Here is a 21,590-nt window from a genome sequence, read left to right as displayed (position 1 = left end):
TTTCTATTTTACCCCTTAATAAGAGGTTTCACAACTATATTTTGAATGAAGAAGTAAGGAAGGAGTAATGAAATGATAGGCCTGGCTCTTCACCAGACCTTTTTCATTTGATGTTTTCTATTTAATATTCTCTTACATAGATTAACGAATCACAAGATTTGGTTTCTTCTTAAGGCTATGACGACCTTCGATAAAACGTACCGTTCCTGATTTTGCACGCATGACGATTGAATGAGTGGATCCGTAAGAGCCTTTAAATTGAACACCGCGTAAAAGCTCGCCATCGGTTACACCAGTAGCAGCGAAAATGGCATCATCGCCTTTTACTAAATCTTCCATAAGAAGAACTTTATTAATATCTAGCCCCATTTTCTGACAGCGCTCAATTTCAGCATCATTTTGCGGAATAAGCTTTCCTTGGATTTCTCCACCTAGACATTTCAAAGCCACTGCTGCCAGAACACCTTCAGGAGCTCCGCCAGAACCAAACAAGATGTCTACTCCTGTATGATCAAAAGCTGTATTAATCGCACCAGCCACATCGCCATCATTAATCAGCTTAATTCTTGCACCTGCTTCACGAAGCTGGCTAACAATATAGTCATGTCTTGGGCGGTTTAATACAGTAGCAACCACATCTGAAATATCTTTATTCTTTGCTTTTGCAACAGCTTTTAGATTATCAATTACTGAGGCATTAATATCAATTTGGCCTACTGCTTCTGGACCTACTGCAATTTTGTCCATATACATATCAGGTGCATGAAGCAAATTACCATGATCAGCAATAGCCAAAACGGCTAAAGCATTCCATCCGCCAGATGCAACAATATTTGTTCCTTCAAGGGGATCGACAGCTACGTCTACACGTGGACCATAGCCAGTACCAAGCTTTTCTCCAATATAAAGCATTGGTGCTTCATCCATTTCCCCTTCCCCAATAACAACCGTTCCTTTCATCGGAACCGTGTCAAACACATCGCGCATAGCAGAAGTTGCGGCATCATCCGCCTCATCCTTTTTCCCTCTTCCCATCCAACGGGCAGACGCTAGGGCAGCACCCTCTGTTACACGGACAAGTTCCATTGTTAAACTGCGTTCCATCTATATTTCCCCCTCAACCTCTTAGCTGTATTCTAATTGTTTCTCTAATGTCCAGCTCCGGCTCCTAGCCCCTCGAGGTCATAAGCCGCTCTAACGTGAAGGTTAAAGAACAACCTTCTCGTCAGACCGTCTTATGCTTGTCGGGGCTAAACAGTCGCCTCCGCTTTTCTGTATTAAGCGTTTTTGATTTGCTCTTGCTCTTCTTGTGTTAAATTTTCACGCCAAATAGTTGCTCCCAGGCCATTTAATTTTTCAACTAAATGGCTGTAACCACGGTCGATATGCTCGACCCCAGTTACTTCTGTAACACCTTCAGCCATTAAGCCTGCAATCACCAAGGCAGCACCAGCACGCAGATCACTAGCCTTCACTTTCGCCCCTTGGAGCTTTACCGGACCGTGAATAATTGCTGAGCGGCCTTCAACCTTAATGTTTGCATTCATTCTTCTTAATTCATCTATATGCTTAAAACGGGCACTATAAATCGTATCGGTTACCATGCTTGTCCCAACTGCATTCGTTAACAGCGTTGTAATTGGCTGCTGAAGATCTGTTGGAAAGCCAGGATAGACAAGTGTTTTAATATCTACCGCCTTCATTTGATCTGCCGGTCCGACAAAGACTTGATCATCCCCTGCTTCAATTTTGACACCCATTTCACGAAGCTTGGCAATCAATGACTCAAGATGCTGAGGAATCACATTATCAATTAAAACCCCTTCGCCTACTGCGGCTCCAAGAATCATGTACGTTCCTGCCTCAATACGGTCAGGAATAATGGTATGCTGACAGCCGTGGAGCTGGTCAACTCCATCAATCCGAATAACATCCGTACCAGCGCCCTTTATTTTAGCGCCCATATTCGTTAACAATGTGGCCACATCAATAATTTCAGGCTCCTTAGCCGCATTTTCAATGATCGTTCTGCCTTTTGCTCTAACAGCAGCCAGCATAATATTGATTGTTGCACCAACACTAACAACATCCAGGTAAATTCTTGCGCCAATCAGCTCTTCCGCACGCAAGTATATTGCCCCCTGCTCGTTTGTCACCTTTGCACCAAGCGCTTCAAAACCTTTAATATGCTGATCGATTGGTCTTGGACCTAGATGGCATCCGCCCGGAAGGCCAATGACTGCCTTTTTAAACCGGCCAAGCATAGCACCCATTAAATAATAAGAGGCACGCAGTTTTTTTACTTTTCCATTCGGCAAAGGCATGGAGATCATAGAAGATGGATCGACAGTCATATCACCATCATTAAAGCTGACAGTCCCCCCAAGTTCCTCAAGCAGTCCCTTTAAAATTTGAACATCCGAAATATCTGGCAGCCCTTCAATCGTGACGGGCGAATCAGCCAGTATCGTAGCCGGTATTAAAGCCACTGCACTATTTTTCGCCCCGCTAATCCGAACCGTTCCTTTTAAAGGATAACCGCCTGCAATCATAAGCTTTTCCATTGTTAACTCCCTTCTAAGCCGTATGTGTAAGCAAACACTGTGCATGTTTATAGTAAATGTAAATAGGCTTATCCTAATTATGCACTAGATCAATAGTAATCAGTCTACCTAAAATAAGCATATGGATAATACTACCAATTAATTTTCGTCTATTCCGACAGTATTCACATCATCTAGTTTACACGAAAAAATAAATCTCATGTATCGATATGCAAAAAAGTTAAAATTAAGCCTAAAGACCCAGCTAGAAAAGCGCAAGCAACTTGGTCATCACCTTACAAACTGGAAGGGCCGGTTCTTTCGATAAAGGAAACACGGTGAGCTAGCGAACCGATGTTGACTTATCGTAGAGAGGGGACCTGAAGTTTGATAGGCGATAGGACGCTTTCGCTAGACAATCCGAAATGCGGAGGCGGCTTGCCCAGGGGCGAAAAGCATAAGACGAATCGTCAAGAAGGCTGCTTCTTTGCCTTCTTGATGAGTTGACTTATGACCTCGAGCCCCTAGCCGCTGGAGCTAGACAATTCTCTAACTCCAAAGTTATAAATTCTGATACATAGGAAAAATACTTTTTGTCCCTTTTCTAAAGAGAAGCTGTTGTTCCTTTTATGAACGGGCATTCCAATCTGCAAGAAATGCTTCAATCCCCTTATCTGTTAATGGATGGTTAAATAATTGCATAATTACTTTATAAGGAACGGTTGCAATATGAGCTCCTCTTAATGCAGCATCCGTCACATGCTGTGGATGTCTAATAGATGCAGCAATGATTTCTGTCGGGATATCGTGAATAGCAAAAATTTCTGCGATTGTAGAAATGAGGTCAAGTCCATTATGGCCGATATCATCAAGTCTTCCAAGGAAAGGTGAAACATAGGTCGCACCTGCTCTTGCTGCAAGCAATGCTTGGTTCGCACTAAAGATGAGTGTTACGTTTGTTTTGATGCCTTCTTTTGAAAAAGCATGAACAGCTTTTAATCCGTCTGGAGTCATAGGAACTTTTATTGTAATATTAGGGGCAATCGCTGCTAATTCCTTCCCTTCCTTGATCATTCCTTCTGCATCAAGTGCGATGACCTCAGCGCTTACTGAACCCGGAACAAGTGCTGTAATTTCACGCAGACGATCCTCAAAAGAAACATTTTTTTCCTTTGCTACGAGAGATGGATTGGTTGTTACACCTGCAACCACACCTAAAGAGAACGCTTCTTTAATTTCTTCCATATTTGCTGTATCAATAAAAAATTTCATTAGTAATTCCTCCTATTATTATTATTTTTCAAAAAGGCTATTTTCGTAAACATTGTATTTAAATACAATGTAGTTGGTAGAGGTTGATTTGCGCTTCAGGTCGCTCGCTTTCCGCGGGGTGGGCGGTGAGACTCCTCGTCGCTCACGCTCCTGCGGAGTCTCGTGCCTTTCGCTTAAAAAAGAACCTTCAAAAATGATGACAAATGAATGGAAACCGCCTGCTGAATAAGAGGCGGTTTCCACTTCAAATAGATGTTATTAAGCTTTGCCAGAAGAACCGAATTCACGCATTTTTCCAATGACTGTTTCCTTAATTGTATCACGTGCTGGTCCTAAATATTTGCGTGGATCATACATATTTGGATTTGCTGCAAGAACTTCACGAACCGTTTTCGCAGAAGCGATTTGGTTCTCTGTATTTACATTGATTTTTGCTGTACCTAGAGAAATCGCTTTTTGAATATCTTTTGTTGGGATTCCTGTTCCGCCATGAAGAACAAGAGGCACACCTGTCAGATTTCCGATTTCCTCCATCTCAGCAAAGCCTAAATTTGGCTCTCCTTTGTACGGACCATGCACAGATCCTAATGCAGGCGCTAAGCAATCAATTTTTGTACGCTTAACAAGCTCGTCACACTCTTTTGCATCCGCATAAATGACGCCATCAGCTACGACATCATCTTCCTGTCCGCCAACCGTACCTAATTCTGCTTCAACAGATACGCCTTTGGCATGTGCATATTCAACTACCTTTGAAGTAATTGCGATATTTTCTTCAAAAGGATCGTGTGAAGCATCGATCATGACAGAAGTGAAGCCTGCATCAATCGCTTCTTTACATTTATCAAAGCTTGATCCATGATCTAAGTGAATCGCAACTGGAACGGTAATTTTATAATCATCAAGTAAGCCTTCTACCATTTTTACAACCGTTTTAAATCCACCCATGTAACGGGCTGCACCTTCAGAGACACCAAGAATAACAGGGGATTTTTCTTCCTCTGCTGCTAGAAGAATCGCTTGAGTAAACTCAAGATTGTTTAAGTTAAATTGACCTACTGCATAGCCCTCGGCTTTTCCTTTATTAAGCATGTCAGTCATTGAAACTAAAGGCATCTTTTTTCCTCCTTATAAATAAACGGTAAATTTTGCGCGGATTCTTATTAAAGTCTTTCCTTCATATGAATCGAATATGTACAAAAGTCCGCGCTCTAAGTAAAGCGTATCCTTTGGAATTCATTTGTATCATACCAAAACAGAAAAAGAATTGCTATTAATCGGCTGATTTTTGTTTTTACTATTTTAGTAAAGAGAAAAGAAGCCACATTTAAATGGGCTTCTTATAAAGTATTTGGTAAAGGCAAATATTCCTTAACAGCTGAACGAATATCATCAATATCGAAAGGCTTAGCAAAATGGGTAAGGGCACCTAGGTCCTTCGCTTCCTGAATCATATCTAATTCTCCGTATGCTGTCATAATAATTACACGAATTCCCTTATCGATGACCCTCATTCGCTTTAATATTTCAATACCGTCCATTCCTGGTATTTTCATATCTAGCAAAACTAAATCAGGTGAATGCTTTGAGACAATTTCGAGTGCCTGAATGCCATTTGCTGCCTGGTATGTATCATACCCTTCCTTCTGTAAAACCTCATTCAGTAAAATCCGAATTCCAAATTGATCATCAACAATTAAGATTTTCCCCTTCATTAAGCCACCTCTTCCCTTCGTAAAAACGATTGTTCTTTCTTCAATTCTATGATGTCCTGCTGGCTATTCCTTTACTCCCCTTCTTATAATTCTACTCTAAACTTGCCAATTCCTGCCTGTTTAATTATTTCTCGGTCATAATTTTACCTTTTTATCTACATTCCCTTATAATAGACATGATTTATAATGAAACATTTTATAAGGAGAGAGAAAATGCTAAAAATGTTTTCTACCCAGCTTTCTGGGTTGTTTAAGAGAATACAGGATAAAGAAGAATTGGCAATGGAGGACAGTGCTCGATTGCTTGCTCAAGCTGTAGTCGGAAGCGGAAATCTATACATATTTGCAGCAAATGAAATGAACGCTGTTGCTTATGAAGCAACAAAAAGCCAGGAGCCGCTAAGAAAAGGAGTCATTTGGAATCCTGATGATCACTTTAATGACATTTCAGAAGCCGACAGATTTTTACTTGTTTCCAGATATTCAACAGATGCTGAAGCAGTCAAAGTAGGCGAATATTTAGCAGAAAAGCAGATTCCTTTTGTTGCGATCTCCACCGTTGTATCTGAAGAAGATGATAGCTTAGTTAATCTGGCTGATGTCCATATTGATTTATCACTGACAAAAGGGCTGCTGCCTGATGAGGAAGGAAACCGCTTTGGCTTTCCAGCATCAATGGCTGCTTTATTTGTTTATTATGGAATCCGATTCACCATTGAAGAAATACTTGCAGAATATGAGTAATTCATAAGCAAGACTCTGGTCAATCTATAAGCTATAGGCCTCATTTCTGAATTTACGGACCACTTTTGGAGAATAACGGGCCACTTTCATTGATTTACGAGCCACTTTTGAAATTTACAGACCACTTTCATTGTTTTACAGGCCACTTTTGAAATTTACGGACCAAACTCGCCTATAGTGAAACCCCCGCCAAGTTAGCGGGGGTTTTCTCTTACTTCTCACTAAATTGTAATGCTGCACCGACAAATTCACGGAATAATGGCTGTGGACGATTTGGTCGTGAAATAAATTCCGGATGGAATTGAGATGCTACGAACCATGGATGGTCTTTGATTTCAATAATTTCAACTAGGCGTCCGTCAGGGCTTGTCCCAGAGAATACAAAACCTGCCTCTTCCATTTCTTGACGATAATGATTATTGAACTCATAGCGATGACGATGGCGTTCATACACAACTTCGTCTTGATACGCATCGTAAGCCTTCGTTTCTTCAATTAATTTACAAGCTTGTAATCCAAGTCGTAATGTTCCGCCAAGATCCTCTACATCCTTTTGTTCTGGCAGAAGGTCAATAATCGGATGTTTTGTTGTTGGATCAATTTCCGCTGAATGTGCACCTTTAAGATTCAGTACATTTCTTGCAAATTCAATGGATGCCAGCTGCATGCCTAAGCAAATACCAAGGAATGGCTTTTTCTGTTCACGTGCATATTGAATGGCAAGGATTTTCCCTTCGATTCCTCGATCACCGAATCCGCCAGGCACAAGTACGCCATCTGCATTCTTTAATAAATCTGCAACATTGCTTTCATTAACCTCTTCTGCATTAATCCAATCCACTTCAATATCTGAATCATGTGCGTACCCAGCATGCTTCAATGCTTCAACGACAGAAATATATGCATCTTGCAATTCAACATATTTACCGACAAGTGCAATTTTTGTTGTCTTCGATAAATGAGTTACTTTTTCAACTAATTGCTTCCATTCTGTCATGTCCGCTTCTCCGCAATTTAGCTTCAAATGATCACAGACAATCTTATCAAGATTTTGATCCTGCAGAGCTAATGGAATAGAATATAATGTGTCCGCATCACGGCATTCGATTACCGCATCTTTATCAATATCACAGAATAAAGCAAGCTTATCCTTCATATCTTGAGAAATCGGCATTTCTGTACGAACAACAATGACATTTGGCTGGATGCCCAAGCTTCTTAGCTCTTTTACACTATGCTGCGTTGGCTTTGTTTTCATTTCTCCTGCAGCCTTAATATACGGCACCAATGTACAGTGCACATACATCACATTGTCACGGCCTACATCGCTTTTGATTTGACGGATAGCTTCTAGGAATGGAAGAGATTCAATATCTCCTACTGTACCGCCAATTTCAGTGATGACAACATCTGAATTTGTTTCATGGCCTGCACGGAATACCCGGTCTTTAATTTCGTTGGTAATATGCGGAATAACCTGAACCGTACCGCCATTATAATCTCCGCGGCGCTCCTTCCGCAGCACAGTTGAATAGATCTTCCCTGTAGTTACACTGCTGTATTTTGTTACATTGATGTCCACAAAGCGTTCATAGTGCCCTAAATCCAAATCCGTTTCCGCTCCATCACCCGTTACGAAAACCTCTCCATGCTGGTATGGACTCATTGTCCCTGGGTCTACATTTATATAGGGATCAAATTTTTGGATCGTTACGGTCAATCCTCTATTTTTCAATAATCTTCCTAGAGATGCTGCTACAATACCCTTTCCTAGTGACGACACAACGCCGCCTGTCACAAAAATATACTTCGTCATCATAATTCCCCCTTAAGTATCAGTTTGTACATATTCGCCTTTATTTAAAGACATAATTAAAGAAATCATCATACCGGATCCACGGCTTGATGTTTCTGGTTTCACAAACATTGCTGCTATTTATTGCATCATAGTTGGCAGAGAGGCTGTTTTCCGCTCCAGTCAATTTTCGCTGCCAAAGCTGATTCAAAACTAAGCAAATAACAACAATATTCTTGAAAAAAGTTTTGATTTAGAGGGTCTAGCGATGCAAAAATCAAATGCGCAAGCTCCTTGCTCACCCCCGACAAGCACAAGACGAGCCTTACAGAAAGGAGCTCTTTTCCTTTCTGTAAGGATTGCTAGAAAAGTGGAGGCGACTGCCCAGGGACGACTGCATAAGACAAGACCTGTAAGAAGGTGTATTTTACCTTCTGAAAGGGATTGGCTTATGACACGAGTCCCTAGGAGCCGCAACTAGACAAGCTTGTGACCTCGAGGGGGTAGGCGCTGGAGCTAGACGTAGCTACCCCATTATAAAATTTGCACACATCATTCGATTATATAATTTCTTATACAGAAAAAATAAAAAGCGCTCCGCTTACTTAATAAAAAGTAAGGGAGCGCTGTACGTGTATAATGAATCGTTCCTTTTTAAAAGGAGCCCAAAAATGATTCTACAAGCCTGCTAGGAAAAAGTCAAGATTATAAATCTTCTTCGTCCTCTTCATCAAGATCAAGCTCGTCATCCTCTAGTTCCTCATCTTCATCATCAAGATCGAATTCTTCATCTTTATCAAGAAGATCATCCTCTAAATCCTCTTCATCTTCGATTAAATCGTCATCATCATCTTCATCAAGTAAATCTTCTTCTAAATCATCAATATCATCATAATCAATATCTTCTTCATCTAAATCATCATAATCGTCAAGGTCTAAATCTTCATCATCCGAAGCCTTTTTCGCCTTCTTCTTCTTCGGCTTAATATCTGTTACCACTTCTTCTTCCACTTGATCGATTGGATACCAAACACGGAGACCCCATGTGTTATCTCCCAAGCCCAAGAAACGGCCATCAATATTTAAATCTGTATAGAATTGCGCAATTTTTGCTCTAACTTGTTCGTCTGAAAGATCAAGAAGATTTGTTATTTCATCCATAATTACTTTGAAAGGCAAAGCTTCTTTTCTTCCCTTTAATAACTCATATGCGATTTCAATTAAAGACATTTCCTGCAATTGTTCTTTCGAGTATTCTTGTAAACTCAATATTTGCACGTCCTTTCTCTATGTAACCCTTCAGCGCTTTCTTTAAAGGGGAAATAAACCAAAAAAATATTACTAAACATATTGATTCTGCTTCATTCGCATGGTCTAAAATGCATATTCTTCATTATAAACAAAATTTTTCTGTTTATGCTAGCTATATCTGTCGTTTTTCTTCTCTTTTTCTTCTTCGTCACATTGATTTGGTTTTTTTGAGAGCTGTTTGTAGGCTAAAATAAAGAAATAAATGGATATTAATAAAAACGGGATTGCCCCTAATTGCCTCTGATATAGATAGACTGTTCCAATACAAACCCCTAATAGTCCAATAAAAACAAAAATCCGTTTCACTTATTTCACACCCTGCTCTATCAAATCTGTGAAGTACACGTTTTACTATATTCGATTATATCGGATTCACAAAGGAAAGTATAAGCAAGGAAAGAAATTTTTTGAAAACCATACATACCTGTGACTGCTTGCCTGACTGACTTATGACCTCGAGGTCGACAAAAACGCGACGTCCTGTCGCATGGTCGACACTAGTACGTCCTGTACGTCGCCCCTAGGAGCCGCAGCTAGACAAACTGAAATGCGGAGGCGACTGTTCAGGGGCGACAAGCATAAGACAGGCTGGATGGAAGGTTGTTCTTTAACCTTCTAGCCAGACTGACTTATGACTCGAGCCCCTAGGAGCCGCAGCTAGACAAAAGGAAATCGGCTGCAGCACCGATTTCCTCCTCCTAATCTCCCATTTAAAATTACATATTCCTTCTATACTGGCCCCCAACTTCATAAAGCGCCCTTGTTATTTGACCAAGACTTGCTACTTGGACTGTCTCCATCAGTTCGGCAAAAATATTTCCGCCGCTGACCGCTGTCTCCTTCAAGTGTTTCAGAGCAATATCTGTTTTCCCTTTGTTTCTTTCCTGGAAGCTGCGCAAATTCTGGATTTGTGTTTCTTTTTCTTCCTTCGTGGCTCTTGCCAGCTCCATATTGTTCATCTCTTCCTCTGAAGGAGGATTTGGATTTAAATATGTGTTAACGCCAATAATTGGCAGCTCACCAGTATGCTTTCGCATTTCATAATACATCGACTCATCTTGGATTTTTCCTCGCTGGTATTGTGTTTCCATTGCACCGAGCACACCGCCGCGATCATTGATTCGTTCGAATTCTTGAAGCACCTGCTCCTCAACTAAATCTGTTAATTCATCAATAATAAATGCGCCTTGCAGCGGGTTTTCATTTTTTGTTAACCCATGCTCTTTCGTAATAATCATTTGTATCGCCATTGCCCTGCGGACAGATTCCTCTGTTGGCGTTGTAATTGCCTCATCGTACGCATTCGTATGCAAGGAATTACAGTTATCATGAAGAGCCATTAATGCCTGCAATGTAGTTCGAATATCATTGAAATCAATTTCCTGCGCATGAAGCGAACGACCTGATGTCTGAATATGATACTTTAGCTTTTGGCTTCGTTCATTCGCTCCATACTTATCTCTCATTACCGTAGCCCAAATGCGGCGCGCCACACGACCAAGCACTGTATATTCAGGATCCAGACCATTTGAGAAGAAGAACGATAAGTTTGGTGCAAAATCATTAATATCCATGCCTCTGCTTAAATAATACTCCACATACGTAAAGCCGTTAGCAAGTGTGAAGGCAAGCTGTGAAATTGGATTTGCTCCAGCTTCAGCAATATGGTATCCGGAGATGGATACCGAATAATAATTGCGAACCTTTTGATCGATGAAGTATTGCTGAATATCCCCCATCATCCGGAGAGCAAATTCTGTCGAGAAAATACATGTATTCTGGCCCTGGTCTTCTTTTAAAATATCCGCTTGAACGGTTCCCCTAACGGTTTGCAAAGTAAGTGCCCTTACTTCTGCAAATTCCGCTTCCGTTAATATCCGGCCAAGTTCTTGTTCCTTCGCCTCGATTTGCTGTTCAATCGCCGTATTCATAAACATCGCAAGAATAATTGGCGCCGGACCATTAATGGTCATCGATACAGATGTAGATGGATGACAAAGGTCAAAGCCTGCATAAAGCTTTTTCATATCATCTAACGTACAAATACTAACTCCGCTTTCCCCTACTTTTCCATAAATATCTGGACGGTAATCTGGATCTTCTCCATAAAGAGTAACCGAGTCGAATGCCGTGCTTAGACGCTTTGCTGAATCGTCCTTTGATAAATAATGGAAACGGCGATTTGTTCTTTCCGGTGTTCCTTCTCCAGCAAACTGTCTCTTCGGATCTTCTCCTTCACGCTTGAACGGGAAAACGCCTGCTGTATATGGGAAGGATCCTGGAACGTTTTCTCTGTACACCCAGCGGATGATTTCTCCATAATCCTTGTATTTCGGCAATGCGACCTTTGGAATTAACAGACCTGACAGGCTTTTTGTCTTTAAAATCGTCAAAATTTCTTTATCACGTATTTTCGTGACAAATTGTTCGCCCGTGTACTTTTTCGTTAAGTCTTCCCAGCCGTCAAGAATCTTCTTTGTTTCTGATGTGAGCTTTGCTTCAGTATCGGCTTTCACCTGTTCTAATGATGCAAGAACTTCCTCGTTTGCACCCTGCTCTTTCACTGCAAGAATGGCCCCTTCAAGCTGGAACAGCTTGCGGGCAAGGTCCGCCTGTTCATTTGCTTTCTTATGATAGCCGCGAACAGTCTCAGATACTTCTCTTAAATAATAGCGCTGCTCATTTGGAATAATGACGTTTTGTTTTTCGACTAGCGCATTTTTAGAAAAAGAGGTTTGCCAATCTGTTCCAGACTTTTCATTAATCTTTTCAATTAAGGCTGCGAAAACAGCATTTGTTCCCGGATCATTGAATTGACTGGCAATGGTTCCGTATACCGGCATTTCATCCATTTCTTTTTCAAACAGCATATGGCTTCTTTGGTACTGCTTCTGAACTTGGCGTCTTGCATCCTCTGAGCCTTTTCGTTCAAATTTGTTAATGACAATTAAATCGGCGTAATCGATCATATCAATTTTTTCAAGCTGTGATGGGGCACCAAATTCACTCGTCATCACATACATTGAAACGTCGCAAATTTCAGTTATTTCAGCATCCCCTTGCCCTATTCCGCTCGTTTCAACAACGATGAGATCAAAGCCTGCCGCTTTGACGACAGAAATGGCATCCTTAATGGCGAGTGATAGCTCGCTTTTCGATTGTCTTGTTGCTAAGCTTCGCATATATACGCGAGAATTAAAGATGGCATTCATGCGGATGCGGTCACCAAGAAGAGCCCCGCCTGTTTTCTGTTTCGTCGGGTCGACTGATAGGATTGCGACCTTCTTTTCTGGAATTTCATTAATAAAACGGCGAATTAATTCATCAGTTAATGAGCTTTTTCCCGCTCCTCCGGTACCTGTAATTCCTAAAACCGGAACAGATTTTTCTAATGTTTTTACCTTTTCCATTACAGAATCTAGTGCGGCAGCTGCTTCTTTTTCCATGCTGACATGGTGCTCTGCAAGTGTAATGAGCTTCGCAATCGCATTCACTTGCCCGTCTTGTAATTTTTCGATTTGCTCTGTTGCTTCTGTGTTGAACGTCGGGAAGTCACATTCCTCAAGCATCACATTGATCATGCCTTGAAGCCCATTTTGCCGCCCGTCTTCAGGAGAAAAGATTCTCGCGATTCCGTATTCATGCAGTTCCTTCATTTCTTTCGGAATAATAACGCCGCCCCCGCCGCCATAAATTCGGATGTGCGGCGCGCCTTTTTCCTTTAAAAGATCGTACATATATTTAAAGTATTCAACATGTCCTCCTTGATAGGAAGATATCGCAATCCCTTGAACATCCTCTTGAATGGCTGCATTGACCACTTCTTCAACCGAACGGTTATGGCCAAGATGAATGACCTCTGCGCCGCTTGCCTGAATAATTCTTCTCATAATATTAATGGAGGCATCATGACCATCAAAAAGACTGGAAGCTGTAACAAAACGAATATGATTCTTTGGCTTATAAACTTCTGGATTACTCATTCTTCTCCCCCTCAATTCGATTGATTCCATATCTAGCATGTTTCATGGTTTATCGAGCAACTTTGTTCAGTTATCTCGCACTGTTTATCTAGCAATTCTGAAAATTTTTCAGCCATTTCCCTCTATTTCTGCTTAACCTTTTCATTGATGATTCCTTGAAAAAGCAAATCAGTTTGCAGCTTAATGTAATCATCGATTGTATAGATTTTTTTCAAAGACCAGCGGCGGAATGCCCACATTTGCCCTTGAACAAAGATGTTGTGAGCAATCATTTTGACCTGCTCCTCCGTTAAGTCTAATTCCCCATTTTCTACACAGCCATTTATGACCTGCTCAAACATATCAACCATTTCAAGTTCCTTCTTGAGAACATAAGGCAAGGCATCCTTTGATAGGGATTTTACCTCCTGATACATGACGAGAACCTCATCCTGCATCTCATCAACCACCTTGAAATATCCCGCAATGCCAATCCTTAAGCTTTCAAGTGTTCCCCGGTTTGTATCGAGATCTTCCTGCAGGCGTTCGCTCACCTGATCATAAATGCTGTCACACACAAGATATAAGACATCTTCCTTCGTCCGGATGTATTCATATAAAGTGCCAATGCTAAATCCGGAAGCCTTGGCAATTTCCCTTGTTGTTGTACGGTGGAACCCTTTTTGAATAAAAAGGGTTACCGCACCTTTAATCATTTGATCCCGCCTCTTTTTAACGAGCCGTTCGTCTTTCACAGACGCTTGTACTTCACGTTTTTTCACTTTACCTACCGCCTTTATCAATCCCCAATTTCAAGTATGCCTTTAGGGCAAGTTTTCAGCAGGTGTGGCAGACTTAGACGATCTAGATCTTCGAGGAAACCCCGCTTTAAAACTCTTTTTGCATGCAAGCCTTATTTCGTCAGCATGCGAGAAATAACGAGACGCTGAATTTCTTGTGTCCCTTCATAAATCTGTGTGATTTTTGCATCACGCATAAAGCGCTCAACTGGATAATCCTTTGTATAGCCGTAGCCGCCGAAAATTTGCACAGCATCTGTCGTTACCTTCATTGCCGTATCTCCTGCAAGCAATTTAGACATCGCTGATTCCTTTCCATACGGCAAGCCTTCAGATTCAAGCCATGCTGCTTGATAGGTTAATAACCTTGAAGCTTCCACACTTGTAGCCATGTCTGCCAGCTTAAAGCCAATGCCTTGCTGGGCTGCAATCGGCTTTCCGAATTGTACGCGTTCTTTCGCGTATTCAATCGATGCATCTAAAGCTCCTTGTGCAATACCAACTGCCTGTGCAGCAATCCCATTACGGCCGCCATCAAGTGTCATCATCGCGATTTTAAAGCCTTCCCCCACTTCACCTAGCACATTTTCAACGGGTACTTTGCAGTTGTCAAAAATGATTTCTGTTGTTGGTGAAGAACGAATGCCTAGCTTTTTCTCCTTTTTGCCAACTGAGAAGCCTTCGAAGCCTGCTTCAACAATGAATGCCGTTGTTCCTTTATGCTTTGAAGACGGATCTGTAAGCGCAAATACGACGTAAATATCAGCAATTCCGCCATTTGTAATAAAAATTTTCGATCCATTTAAAATATAGTGGTCCCCTTCAAGACGAGCAGTCGTTTTCATTCCGCCTGCATCTGAACCGCTTCCAGGCTCTGTTAGGCCGTAACCGCCAATTTTCTCTCCTTGAGCCATCGGTCTTAAGTATGTTTGCTTTTGCTCTTCACTGCCAAACTTATAAATAGGCCAACCTGCAAGTGAAGTATGTGCAGACAATGTCACACCTGTTGAAGCACATACTCTTGAAAGCTCTTCAACAGCAATACAGTATGCTAAATAATCGCTTCCTATGCCGCCGTACTCTTCTGGCCATGGAATGCCTGTTAAACCAAGCTCAGCCATTTTATCAAAAATCTCACGGTCAAAACGCTCTTCCTCATCACGCTCAGCTGCGGTCGGAGCTACTTCATTTTTCGCAAAGTCACGTACCATTTTTCGGATCATTTCATGTTCTTCAGTTAATTGAAAGTTCATATCATCTATCCTCCATTATTGATGGGATTTGTTTTATAGCTGTTTACTAATGACAATACGCTGAATTTCGCTTGTTCCTTCATAAATTTCAGTAATTTTTGCATCACGGAAATAACGTTCAACTGGATAGTCCTCCGTGTACCCATAGCCGCCAAATACTTGGATTGCATCTGTTGTTACTTCCACCGCTGTTCTTGAAGCAAAAAGCTTGGCCATCGATGCTTCCTTCCCGCATTTGATCCCTCTTTGGCGCAGGTCGGCTGCACGATAGATTAATAGCTTGGCAGCTTCCACTGCAGTCGCCATATCTGCTAGTTTGAAACCGATGCCTTGCTGAGCGGCAATCGGCTTGCCGAATTGAACACGTTCCTTTGCATACCCGGTTGCAGCCTCAAGCGCAGCCTCTGCAATTCCTAATGCCTGGGCTGCAATTCCGATGCGGCCGACATCAAGGTTGGCCATCGCAATTTTAAACCCTTGCCCTTCTTCACCAAGAAGATTTTCTGCCGGAACACGCATATCTTCAAAGCTCAGCTGTACCGTTCTTGATCCATGCAGCCCCATTTTATGTTCATCTTTCCCGATTACAAGACCTGGCGTATCTTTTTCAACGATGAATGCTGAAATACCCTTGCTGCCTAGCTCAGGATTGGTTGAAGCAAACACGATATAAATATCCGCTTCCCCGCCATTTGTAATAAATACTTTGGAACCATTGATGATATAGTGGTCGCCATCTTTACGCGCTTTCGATTTTAGGCTTCCTGCGTCCGAGCCTGCACTCGGCTCAGTTAAGCAGAACGCGCCTAAATATTCGCCGGTTGCCAGCTTTGGCACATACTTTTGCTTTTGCTCTTCCGTCCCAAAATATACGATTGGGTTCGTTCCAACAGATGTATGAACAGATAAAATTACACCTACAGTCGCACTCACTTTTGAAAGCTCGTTAATAGCAATAATATAAGAGGTAAAATCCATTTCAGATCCGCCGTATTGCTCAGGAATCGGTATCCCCATCAACCCTAGCTCACCCATTTTGCGCAGAATCTCACGCGGGAACTCTCCCTGCTCCATTTTTTCAACGAATGGCGCAATTTCTGTTTGTGCGAAGTCACGCACCATTTTTCTCATCATTTCCTGCTCTTCAGTAAATCTTAGGTTCATTTAAATCCCCTCCGGACCTCATTCTTCGGTGTTATATATTAGACTTTTTTCTGATCGCACCTATTTATCTGCGAAAACAGATAACTTATCTGCGAAATTTAAGATATATCTACGAAAATCATTCATTTATCTGCGAAATATCTGATATATCGATTATTCGACAAAAGACAACATTCTCTTATGCGTATTCGTAAAAGCCTCTGCCTGTTTTCTTTCCAAGCCAGCCTGCCTTGACATACTTTCTTAATAATGGGCATGGACGGTATTTGTCATCGCCGAAGCCTTCATGAAGCGTTTCCATAATATACAGGCACGTATCGAGTCCGATGAAATCAGCCAGAGTTAATGGCCCCATTGGATGATTCATGCCAAGCTTCATTACCTCATCAATCGCTTCCTTTGTTGCAACCCCTTCGTATAGAGTAAAAATAGCCTCATTGATCATTGGCATTAATACTCGATTAGAGATAAATCCCGGGAAGTCATTTACTTCAACTGGAACCTTCTTTAACGTCTTTGTGATATCTTCGATTGTTTGGTAGACTTCATCAGCTGTTGCCAATCCACGGATAATTTCAACAAGCTTCATCACCGGCACCGGATTCATAAAGTGCATGCCAATCACCTTTTCAGGGCGTTTTGTAGCTGCTGCAATTTCTGTAATTGGCAAGGAGGAAGTATTGCTTGCTAAGATCGCATGAGCTGGTGCAATTTCATCGAGCTGACCGAAAATCTTTGTTTTAATTTCCATGTTCTCAACTGCAGCCTCGATGATTAAGTCAACGTCCTTTGCATCTGTTAAGGCAGTCGATGGCGTAAGATTGTTCAAAACCTCTTCCATTTGCTGGGCTGTCATCCGCTCTTTCTCTACTTGGCGATTGAGGTTCTTTTTAATAACACCAAGCCCGCGGTCCACAAACTCCTGTTTCAAATCATTTAATAAAACATTGTATCCTGCTTGGGCACATACTTGTGCAATCCCTGATCCCATTTGTCCAGCACCGATTACCATAATTTTTTGTACGTTCATTTTCTCTGCTCCCCCAATTTGCTCGTTGAATAATGTATTTCAAATTTAGTCAATTTACGTAGATTTCAGATAATAAAAACGAAAATTTTTTCAATAGGTTAGATAGCCACCTATTGTTTAGGCACTTCAATCATAATCGCATCGCCTTGGCCGCCGCCGCTGCAGATAGCCGCAATGCCAACCCCGCCGCCGCGTCTTTTCAATTCATGCATTAATGTTAGAATGATTCGCGCCCCGCTCGCACCAATTGGATGACCAAGGGCAACGGCACCGCCATTGACATTGACCTTGCTTTCATCTAAGTTTGCAATTTTTCCGCTCGTTAACGCTACTGCCGCAAAGGCCTCATTAATTTCAAATAAATCAATGTCTTCAACAGATTTCCCTGTTTTCCGAAGCAGTTCATTAATCACCAGACCTGGTGTTTTCGGGAAGTCCTTTGCTTCTACCGCAATAGCCGCATGCCCCAGAATAATCGCTTCCGGCTTTCTTCCTTCCCGCTCTGCTCGTTCTTCACTCATCAATACGAGTGCTGCAGCCCCATCATTCACTCCCGGTGCATTCCCTGCTGTGATCGTTCCACCTTGACCGAAGGCTGATCGAAGCTTCGCTAATTTTTCAAGAGATGTGTCCTTTCGAGGCGACTCATCCTCAGCCACAATAATTGGCTCACCTTTTCGCTGTGGAACCTCAACAGGAACGATCTCTTCTGCCAGCTTTCCAGACTCCATCGCTGCGATTGTCCGTTCGTGGCTTCTTAATGCCCAGCGATCCTGCTCTTCCCTGCTAATTTCAAGCTCTTCTGCTACCTCATTGCCATACGTACCCATATGGACACCCGTAAAGCTGCAGCTCAAGCCATCATGTGTCATCAGGTCTTTTACCTGCGCATCGCCCATTCGCAATCCCCAGCGGGCATTCGGCAAGAAATACGGCGCATTGCTCATTGACTCCATTCCGCCTGCAACAATAACCTCTTCATCCCCAAGGCGAATAATTTGGTCACCGAGTGTCACACTGCGCATACCCGAGGCACAAACTTTATTTACTGTTTCCGTCTTCACTTCCCATGGCAATCCAGCCTTTCGTGCTGCCTGCCGCGATGGAATTTGACCCTGACCCCCTTGGAGAACAGTACCCAGAATCACCTCACCTACTTCTTCAGGCTTCACACCGGCACGATTTAAAGCCTCCTTTACTGCAATGCCTCCAAGATCAGATGCTGAAAAGCTGCTTAATCCGCCTGCAAATTTGCCGAAAGGCGTTCTTGCCCCGCCTACTATTACGGTCTTCCCCATTCGAATCTCTCCTTTTTTCAATTAAACTTAAATATTCAAAATCCACTCATAAATAAAATGTGTAAATGTCGGTCAGCATACTTCTCTTCGCTGGTTATTCCTTACGTCATAAAGGCTTGTTCAGTACGCTGACCGACTATTTACTTTTGTGCTTAAAATTGGAAGAAAAATAAAGTCTAAGTAGATATTCTTGATGAAGTTTCAATTAGTGGACTAGGTAAACGACTGAACGCTCGCTCGAAAAGGATATAAAAAAATTTACATATTCCATTTCAATAATTGTAAGCGCTTTATCCTATTATTCTATTTTACTTTAAAAATAGCAGAAATTGAAACACTTTACCCAAAATTCATAAAATTATATTATGAATTATGCTGTGTTTCAATTTCTACTGATTATAAATTACGATACAAGTGTCTGCTGTTCGCCAATGACGGATTTCTCTAGAATTTCAGCTACGTCGTACGTACCTACTTTTTCTTCTACTTCCTTCGCCTTTGTCCCATCGGAAAGCATCGTTAAGCAATATGGACAGCCAGAGCTGATGATGCCCGGGTTCACTGCCAATGCTTGCTCTGTCCTGGAGACGTTAATGCGGTGGCCTGTTTCTTCTTCCATCCACATTAAACCGCCGCCTGCTCCACAGCACATCGCTGTTTCACGGCTTCTCTCCATTTCTACGAGCTTCACGCCTGGGATCGCTTTTAAGATCTCACGAGGCGGATCATACACTTCGTTATAGCGTCCTAAGTAACAAGAGTCATGGAAGGTAATTGTTTCGTTTACTGCATACTGCGGCTTCAATCTGCCTTCTTTAACAAGATCATAAAGAATTTCTGTATGGTGGTACACTTCGGCTTCTAATCCGAAATCAGGATATTCATTTTTGAAAATGTTGTAAGCATGCGGATCGATTGTCACGATCTTCTTCACTTCGTTTTTCTCAAACTCTTCAATATTTTTCGTTGCAAGCTCTTGGAAGAGAAATTCATTTCCGAGACGTCTTGGGGTATCGCCAGAGTTCTTTTCTTTATTTCCTAAAATCGCAAACTTAACGCCTGCTTCGTTCATTAATTTTGCAAAAGAAAGGGCAATTTTTTGGCTGCGGTTATCAAATGAGCCCATCGCGCCAACCCAGAAGAGATACTCGAATTCTTCTCCAGATTTTTTCAATTCCTTCACTGTTGGTACATATACATCCTCGCGCGCTTCTCTCCAGTTTTCCTTTTCCTTGCGGTTAAGGCCCCAAGGGTTGCCCTGGCGTTCAATATTCGTCATCGCACGCTGTGCATCTGCATCCATTTTTCCTTCTGTTAAAACAAGATAACGGCGAAGGTCAATAATTTTATCCACATGTTCATTCATGACTGGACATTGATCTTCACAGTTTCGGCACGTTGTACATGCCCAGATTTCTTCCTCCGTAATTACATCGCCAATTAAGCTTGGGCTGTAGGCAAGTCCTGCTGCTGCCTCTTGCGCCCCTTTACCAGATGCGGCTAAAGCAAGCTGGTTGCCTGTTGTGTTCGAAAACGCAAATGTCGGCACCCATGGCTGCTTAGATGTAACTGCCGCGCCATGATTTGTTAAATGATCACGAAGCTTTAAAATTAGATCCATTGGTGATAGCATCTTGCCTGTGCCGGTTGCTGGACACATATTTGTACAGCGTCCGCATTCCACACATGCATAGAAGTCAATCATTTGCAGCTGATTGAAATCTTCAACTTTCCCAACACCGAACGATTCCTGTGATTCATCTTCGAAATCAATTTTCGTTAATTTCCCTGGATTCTCTAAACGGTTAAAATACACATTTGCTGGTCCAGCAATTAAGTGTGCATGCTTGCCCTGTGGAACGTATACAAGGAATGCAAGCAGGAATAGCAAGTGAATCCACCAAGCGATATAGAAAACGACGACAGATGCTGTTTCCCCCATCCAGGAGAATGCTCCGGCAATTAAAGATGCTACTGGCTCTGTCCAAGCGCCTTCATGTCCGTGCCAGATCATACTCATACCATTTCCGAGCAATACGGAAAGCATTAACCCGCCAATAAATATAAGAACAAGACCTGACTTAAAGCCTCTTTTCAAGCGGACAAGCTTTTCAATGTATCGGCGATAGAATGCCCAGACAACCGCTACTAGAATCGTTAACGTGACAATTTCCTGGAAAAAAGTAAAGCCTGGATATAGTGGGCCTAGCGGCAAATGTGCTCCTGGCTTGATCCCTTTAATAATAAAATCAATTGCGCCGAATTGAACAAGAATAAAGCCGTAGAAGAACATAACGTGGATTGCTCCGCTTTTCTTATCCTTCATAAGCTTTTTCTGTCCAAAGACATTCACCCAGATTTTTCCGAGCCGCTCTTTCACATTATTATCGAATTCAACCTTTTTACCGAGCTTGATATACGCTATTCTTGTCTTAATCACATAGACGAACAAGCTAATAGCGTAAGCGGTTACAAGGAGAAATGCGATTAAGTTAATCCATAATAACCCATTCATTATATAAAGCGCTCCTTTCTTGGATTCCTAATATACGTATTAGTCTAAAATTTTTAATACAATTTAATTTTCAGATATTATTACTTGTATCTATTATATAATGAATGAGCATTCAGTCAACCAGTTTTTTCTTTTTCAGCAAAATTAATTATAGAATACATCTGCATGGAGATAATAATTGGAAACTA

General features: G+C 41.8%; 16 protein-coding genes. 1 reads left to right on the top strand and 15 read right to left on the bottom strand.

Annotation, left to right across the window (positions count from 1 at the left end):
• Positions 1-141 precede the first annotated feature (141 nt).
• The 5 genes from glpX to C1726_RS13230 all read right to left on the bottom strand — a co-directional run bounded on the left by glpX (position 142) and on the right by C1726_RS13230 (position 5,530).
• Positions 142-1,104, bottom strand: coding sequence for a class II fructose-bisphosphatase (gene glpX / locus C1726_RS13250; RefSeq protein ID WP_102273596.1), 963 nt, complete (start codon positions 1,102-1,104; stop codon positions 142-144).
• A gap of 173 nt (positions 1,105-1,277) precedes the next feature.
• Positions 1,278-2,564: a UDP-N-acetylglucosamine 1-carboxyvinyltransferase gene (locus C1726_RS13245; RefSeq protein ID WP_102273595.1), complete on the bottom strand. Its 1,287-nt coding sequence runs from the start codon at positions 2,562-2,564 to the stop codon at positions 1,278-1,280.
• A 606-nt stretch (positions 2,565-3,170) separates the two neighbouring features.
• A complete protein-coding gene (gene fsa, locus C1726_RS13240; RefSeq protein ID WP_102273594.1) occupies positions 3,171-3,815 on the bottom strand; it encodes a fructose-6-phosphate aldolase in 645 nt (214 codons plus the stop codon).
• A 258-nt stretch (positions 3,816-4,073) separates the two neighbouring features.
• Positions 4,074-4,931: a class II fructose-bisphosphate aldolase gene (locus tag C1726_RS13235; RefSeq protein WP_102273593.1), complete on the bottom strand. Its 858-nt coding sequence runs from the start codon at positions 4,929-4,931 to the stop codon at positions 4,074-4,076.
• A 224-nt stretch (positions 4,932-5,155) separates the two neighbouring features.
• On the bottom strand, positions 5,156-5,530 hold the full coding sequence (locus tag C1726_RS13230; protein WP_102273592.1) for a response regulator: 375 nt from the start codon (positions 5,528-5,530) through the stop codon (positions 5,156-5,158).
• A gap of 213 nt (positions 5,531-5,743) precedes the next feature.
• On the opposite strand from C1726_RS13230, the gene C1726_RS13225 reads away from it, so the two are divergent.
• Positions 5,744-6,274 (top strand): DUF2529 domain-containing protein, encoded by a 531-nt coding sequence (locus C1726_RS13225; protein ID WP_102273591.1) that lies wholly within the window; start codon positions 5,744-5,746, stop codon positions 6,272-6,274.
• 211 nt (positions 6,275-6,485) lie between these two features.
• On the opposite strand, the gene C1726_RS13220 is transcribed toward C1726_RS13225, so the two are convergent.
• From C1726_RS13220 to C1726_RS13175, 10 genes are all read right to left on the bottom strand, one after another.
• A complete protein-coding gene (locus C1726_RS13220; RefSeq protein ID WP_102273590.1) occupies positions 6,486-8,090 on the bottom strand; it encodes a CTP synthase in 1,605 nt (534 codons plus the stop codon).
• 684 nt (positions 8,091-8,774) lie between these two features.
• Complete coding sequence (gene rpoE, locus C1726_RS13215) at positions 8,775-9,338, bottom strand: DNA-directed RNA polymerase subunit delta (protein WP_102273589.1); 564 nt, start codon at positions 9,336-9,338, stop codon at positions 8,775-8,777.
• A gap of 150 nt (positions 9,339-9,488) precedes the next feature.
• Entirely contained in the window at positions 9,489-9,686 is a 198-nt protein-coding gene (locus tag C1726_RS13210; protein ID WP_102273588.1) for a hypothetical protein, read from the bottom strand.
• A gap of 410 nt (positions 9,687-10,096) precedes the next feature.
• Complete coding sequence (gene icmF, locus C1726_RS13205; RefSeq protein ID WP_102273587.1) at positions 10,097-13,363, bottom strand: fused isobutyryl-CoA mutase/GTPase IcmF; 3,267 nt, start codon at positions 13,361-13,363, stop codon at positions 10,097-10,099.
• A 122-nt stretch (positions 13,364-13,485) separates the two neighbouring features.
• Entirely contained in the window at positions 13,486-14,124 is a 639-nt protein-coding gene (locus tag C1726_RS13200; protein ID WP_102273586.1) for a TetR/AcrR family transcriptional regulator, read from the bottom strand.
• A gap of 131 nt (positions 14,125-14,255) precedes the next feature.
• The gene (locus tag C1726_RS13195) at positions 14,256-15,395 is read right to left on the bottom strand and encodes an acyl-CoA dehydrogenase (protein ID WP_102273585.1); all 1,140 of its coding nucleotides are present in this window, start codon (positions 15,393-15,395) and stop codon (positions 14,256-14,258) included.
• A gap of 33 nt (positions 15,396-15,428) precedes the next feature.
• Positions 15,429-16,559 (bottom strand): acyl-CoA dehydrogenase, encoded by a 1,131-nt coding sequence (locus C1726_RS13190; RefSeq protein ID WP_102273584.1) that lies wholly within the window; start codon positions 16,557-16,559, stop codon positions 15,429-15,431.
• Positions 16,560-16,737: 178 nt separating this feature from the next.
• The gene (locus C1726_RS13185; RefSeq protein WP_102273583.1) at positions 16,738-17,589 is read right to left on the bottom strand and encodes a 3-hydroxybutyryl-CoA dehydrogenase; all 852 of its coding nucleotides are present in this window, start codon (positions 17,587-17,589) and stop codon (positions 16,738-16,740) included.
• Between the two features lie 110 nt (positions 17,590-17,699).
• Positions 17,700-18,887: an acetyl-CoA C-acetyltransferase gene (locus C1726_RS13180; RefSeq protein WP_102273582.1), complete on the bottom strand. Its 1,188-nt coding sequence runs from the start codon at positions 18,885-18,887 to the stop codon at positions 17,700-17,702.
• Positions 18,888-19,290: 403 nt separating this feature from the next.
• Positions 19,291-21,402: a heterodisulfide reductase-related iron-sulfur binding cluster gene (locus tag C1726_RS13175; RefSeq protein WP_102273581.1), complete on the bottom strand. Its 2,112-nt coding sequence runs from the start codon at positions 21,400-21,402 to the stop codon at positions 19,291-19,293.
• Between the last annotated feature and the right edge of the window lie 188 nt (positions 21,403-21,590).

The organism is Cytobacillus massiliigabonensis (assembly GCF_900199725.1).
Classification (GTDB): domain Bacteria; phylum Bacillota; class Bacilli; order Bacillales; family Cytobacillaceae; genus Cytobacillus; species Cytobacillus massiliigabonensis.
The sequence above is the reverse complement of the archived record's forward strand: the minus strand, read 5'-3'. Positions and strand labels throughout refer to the sequence as shown.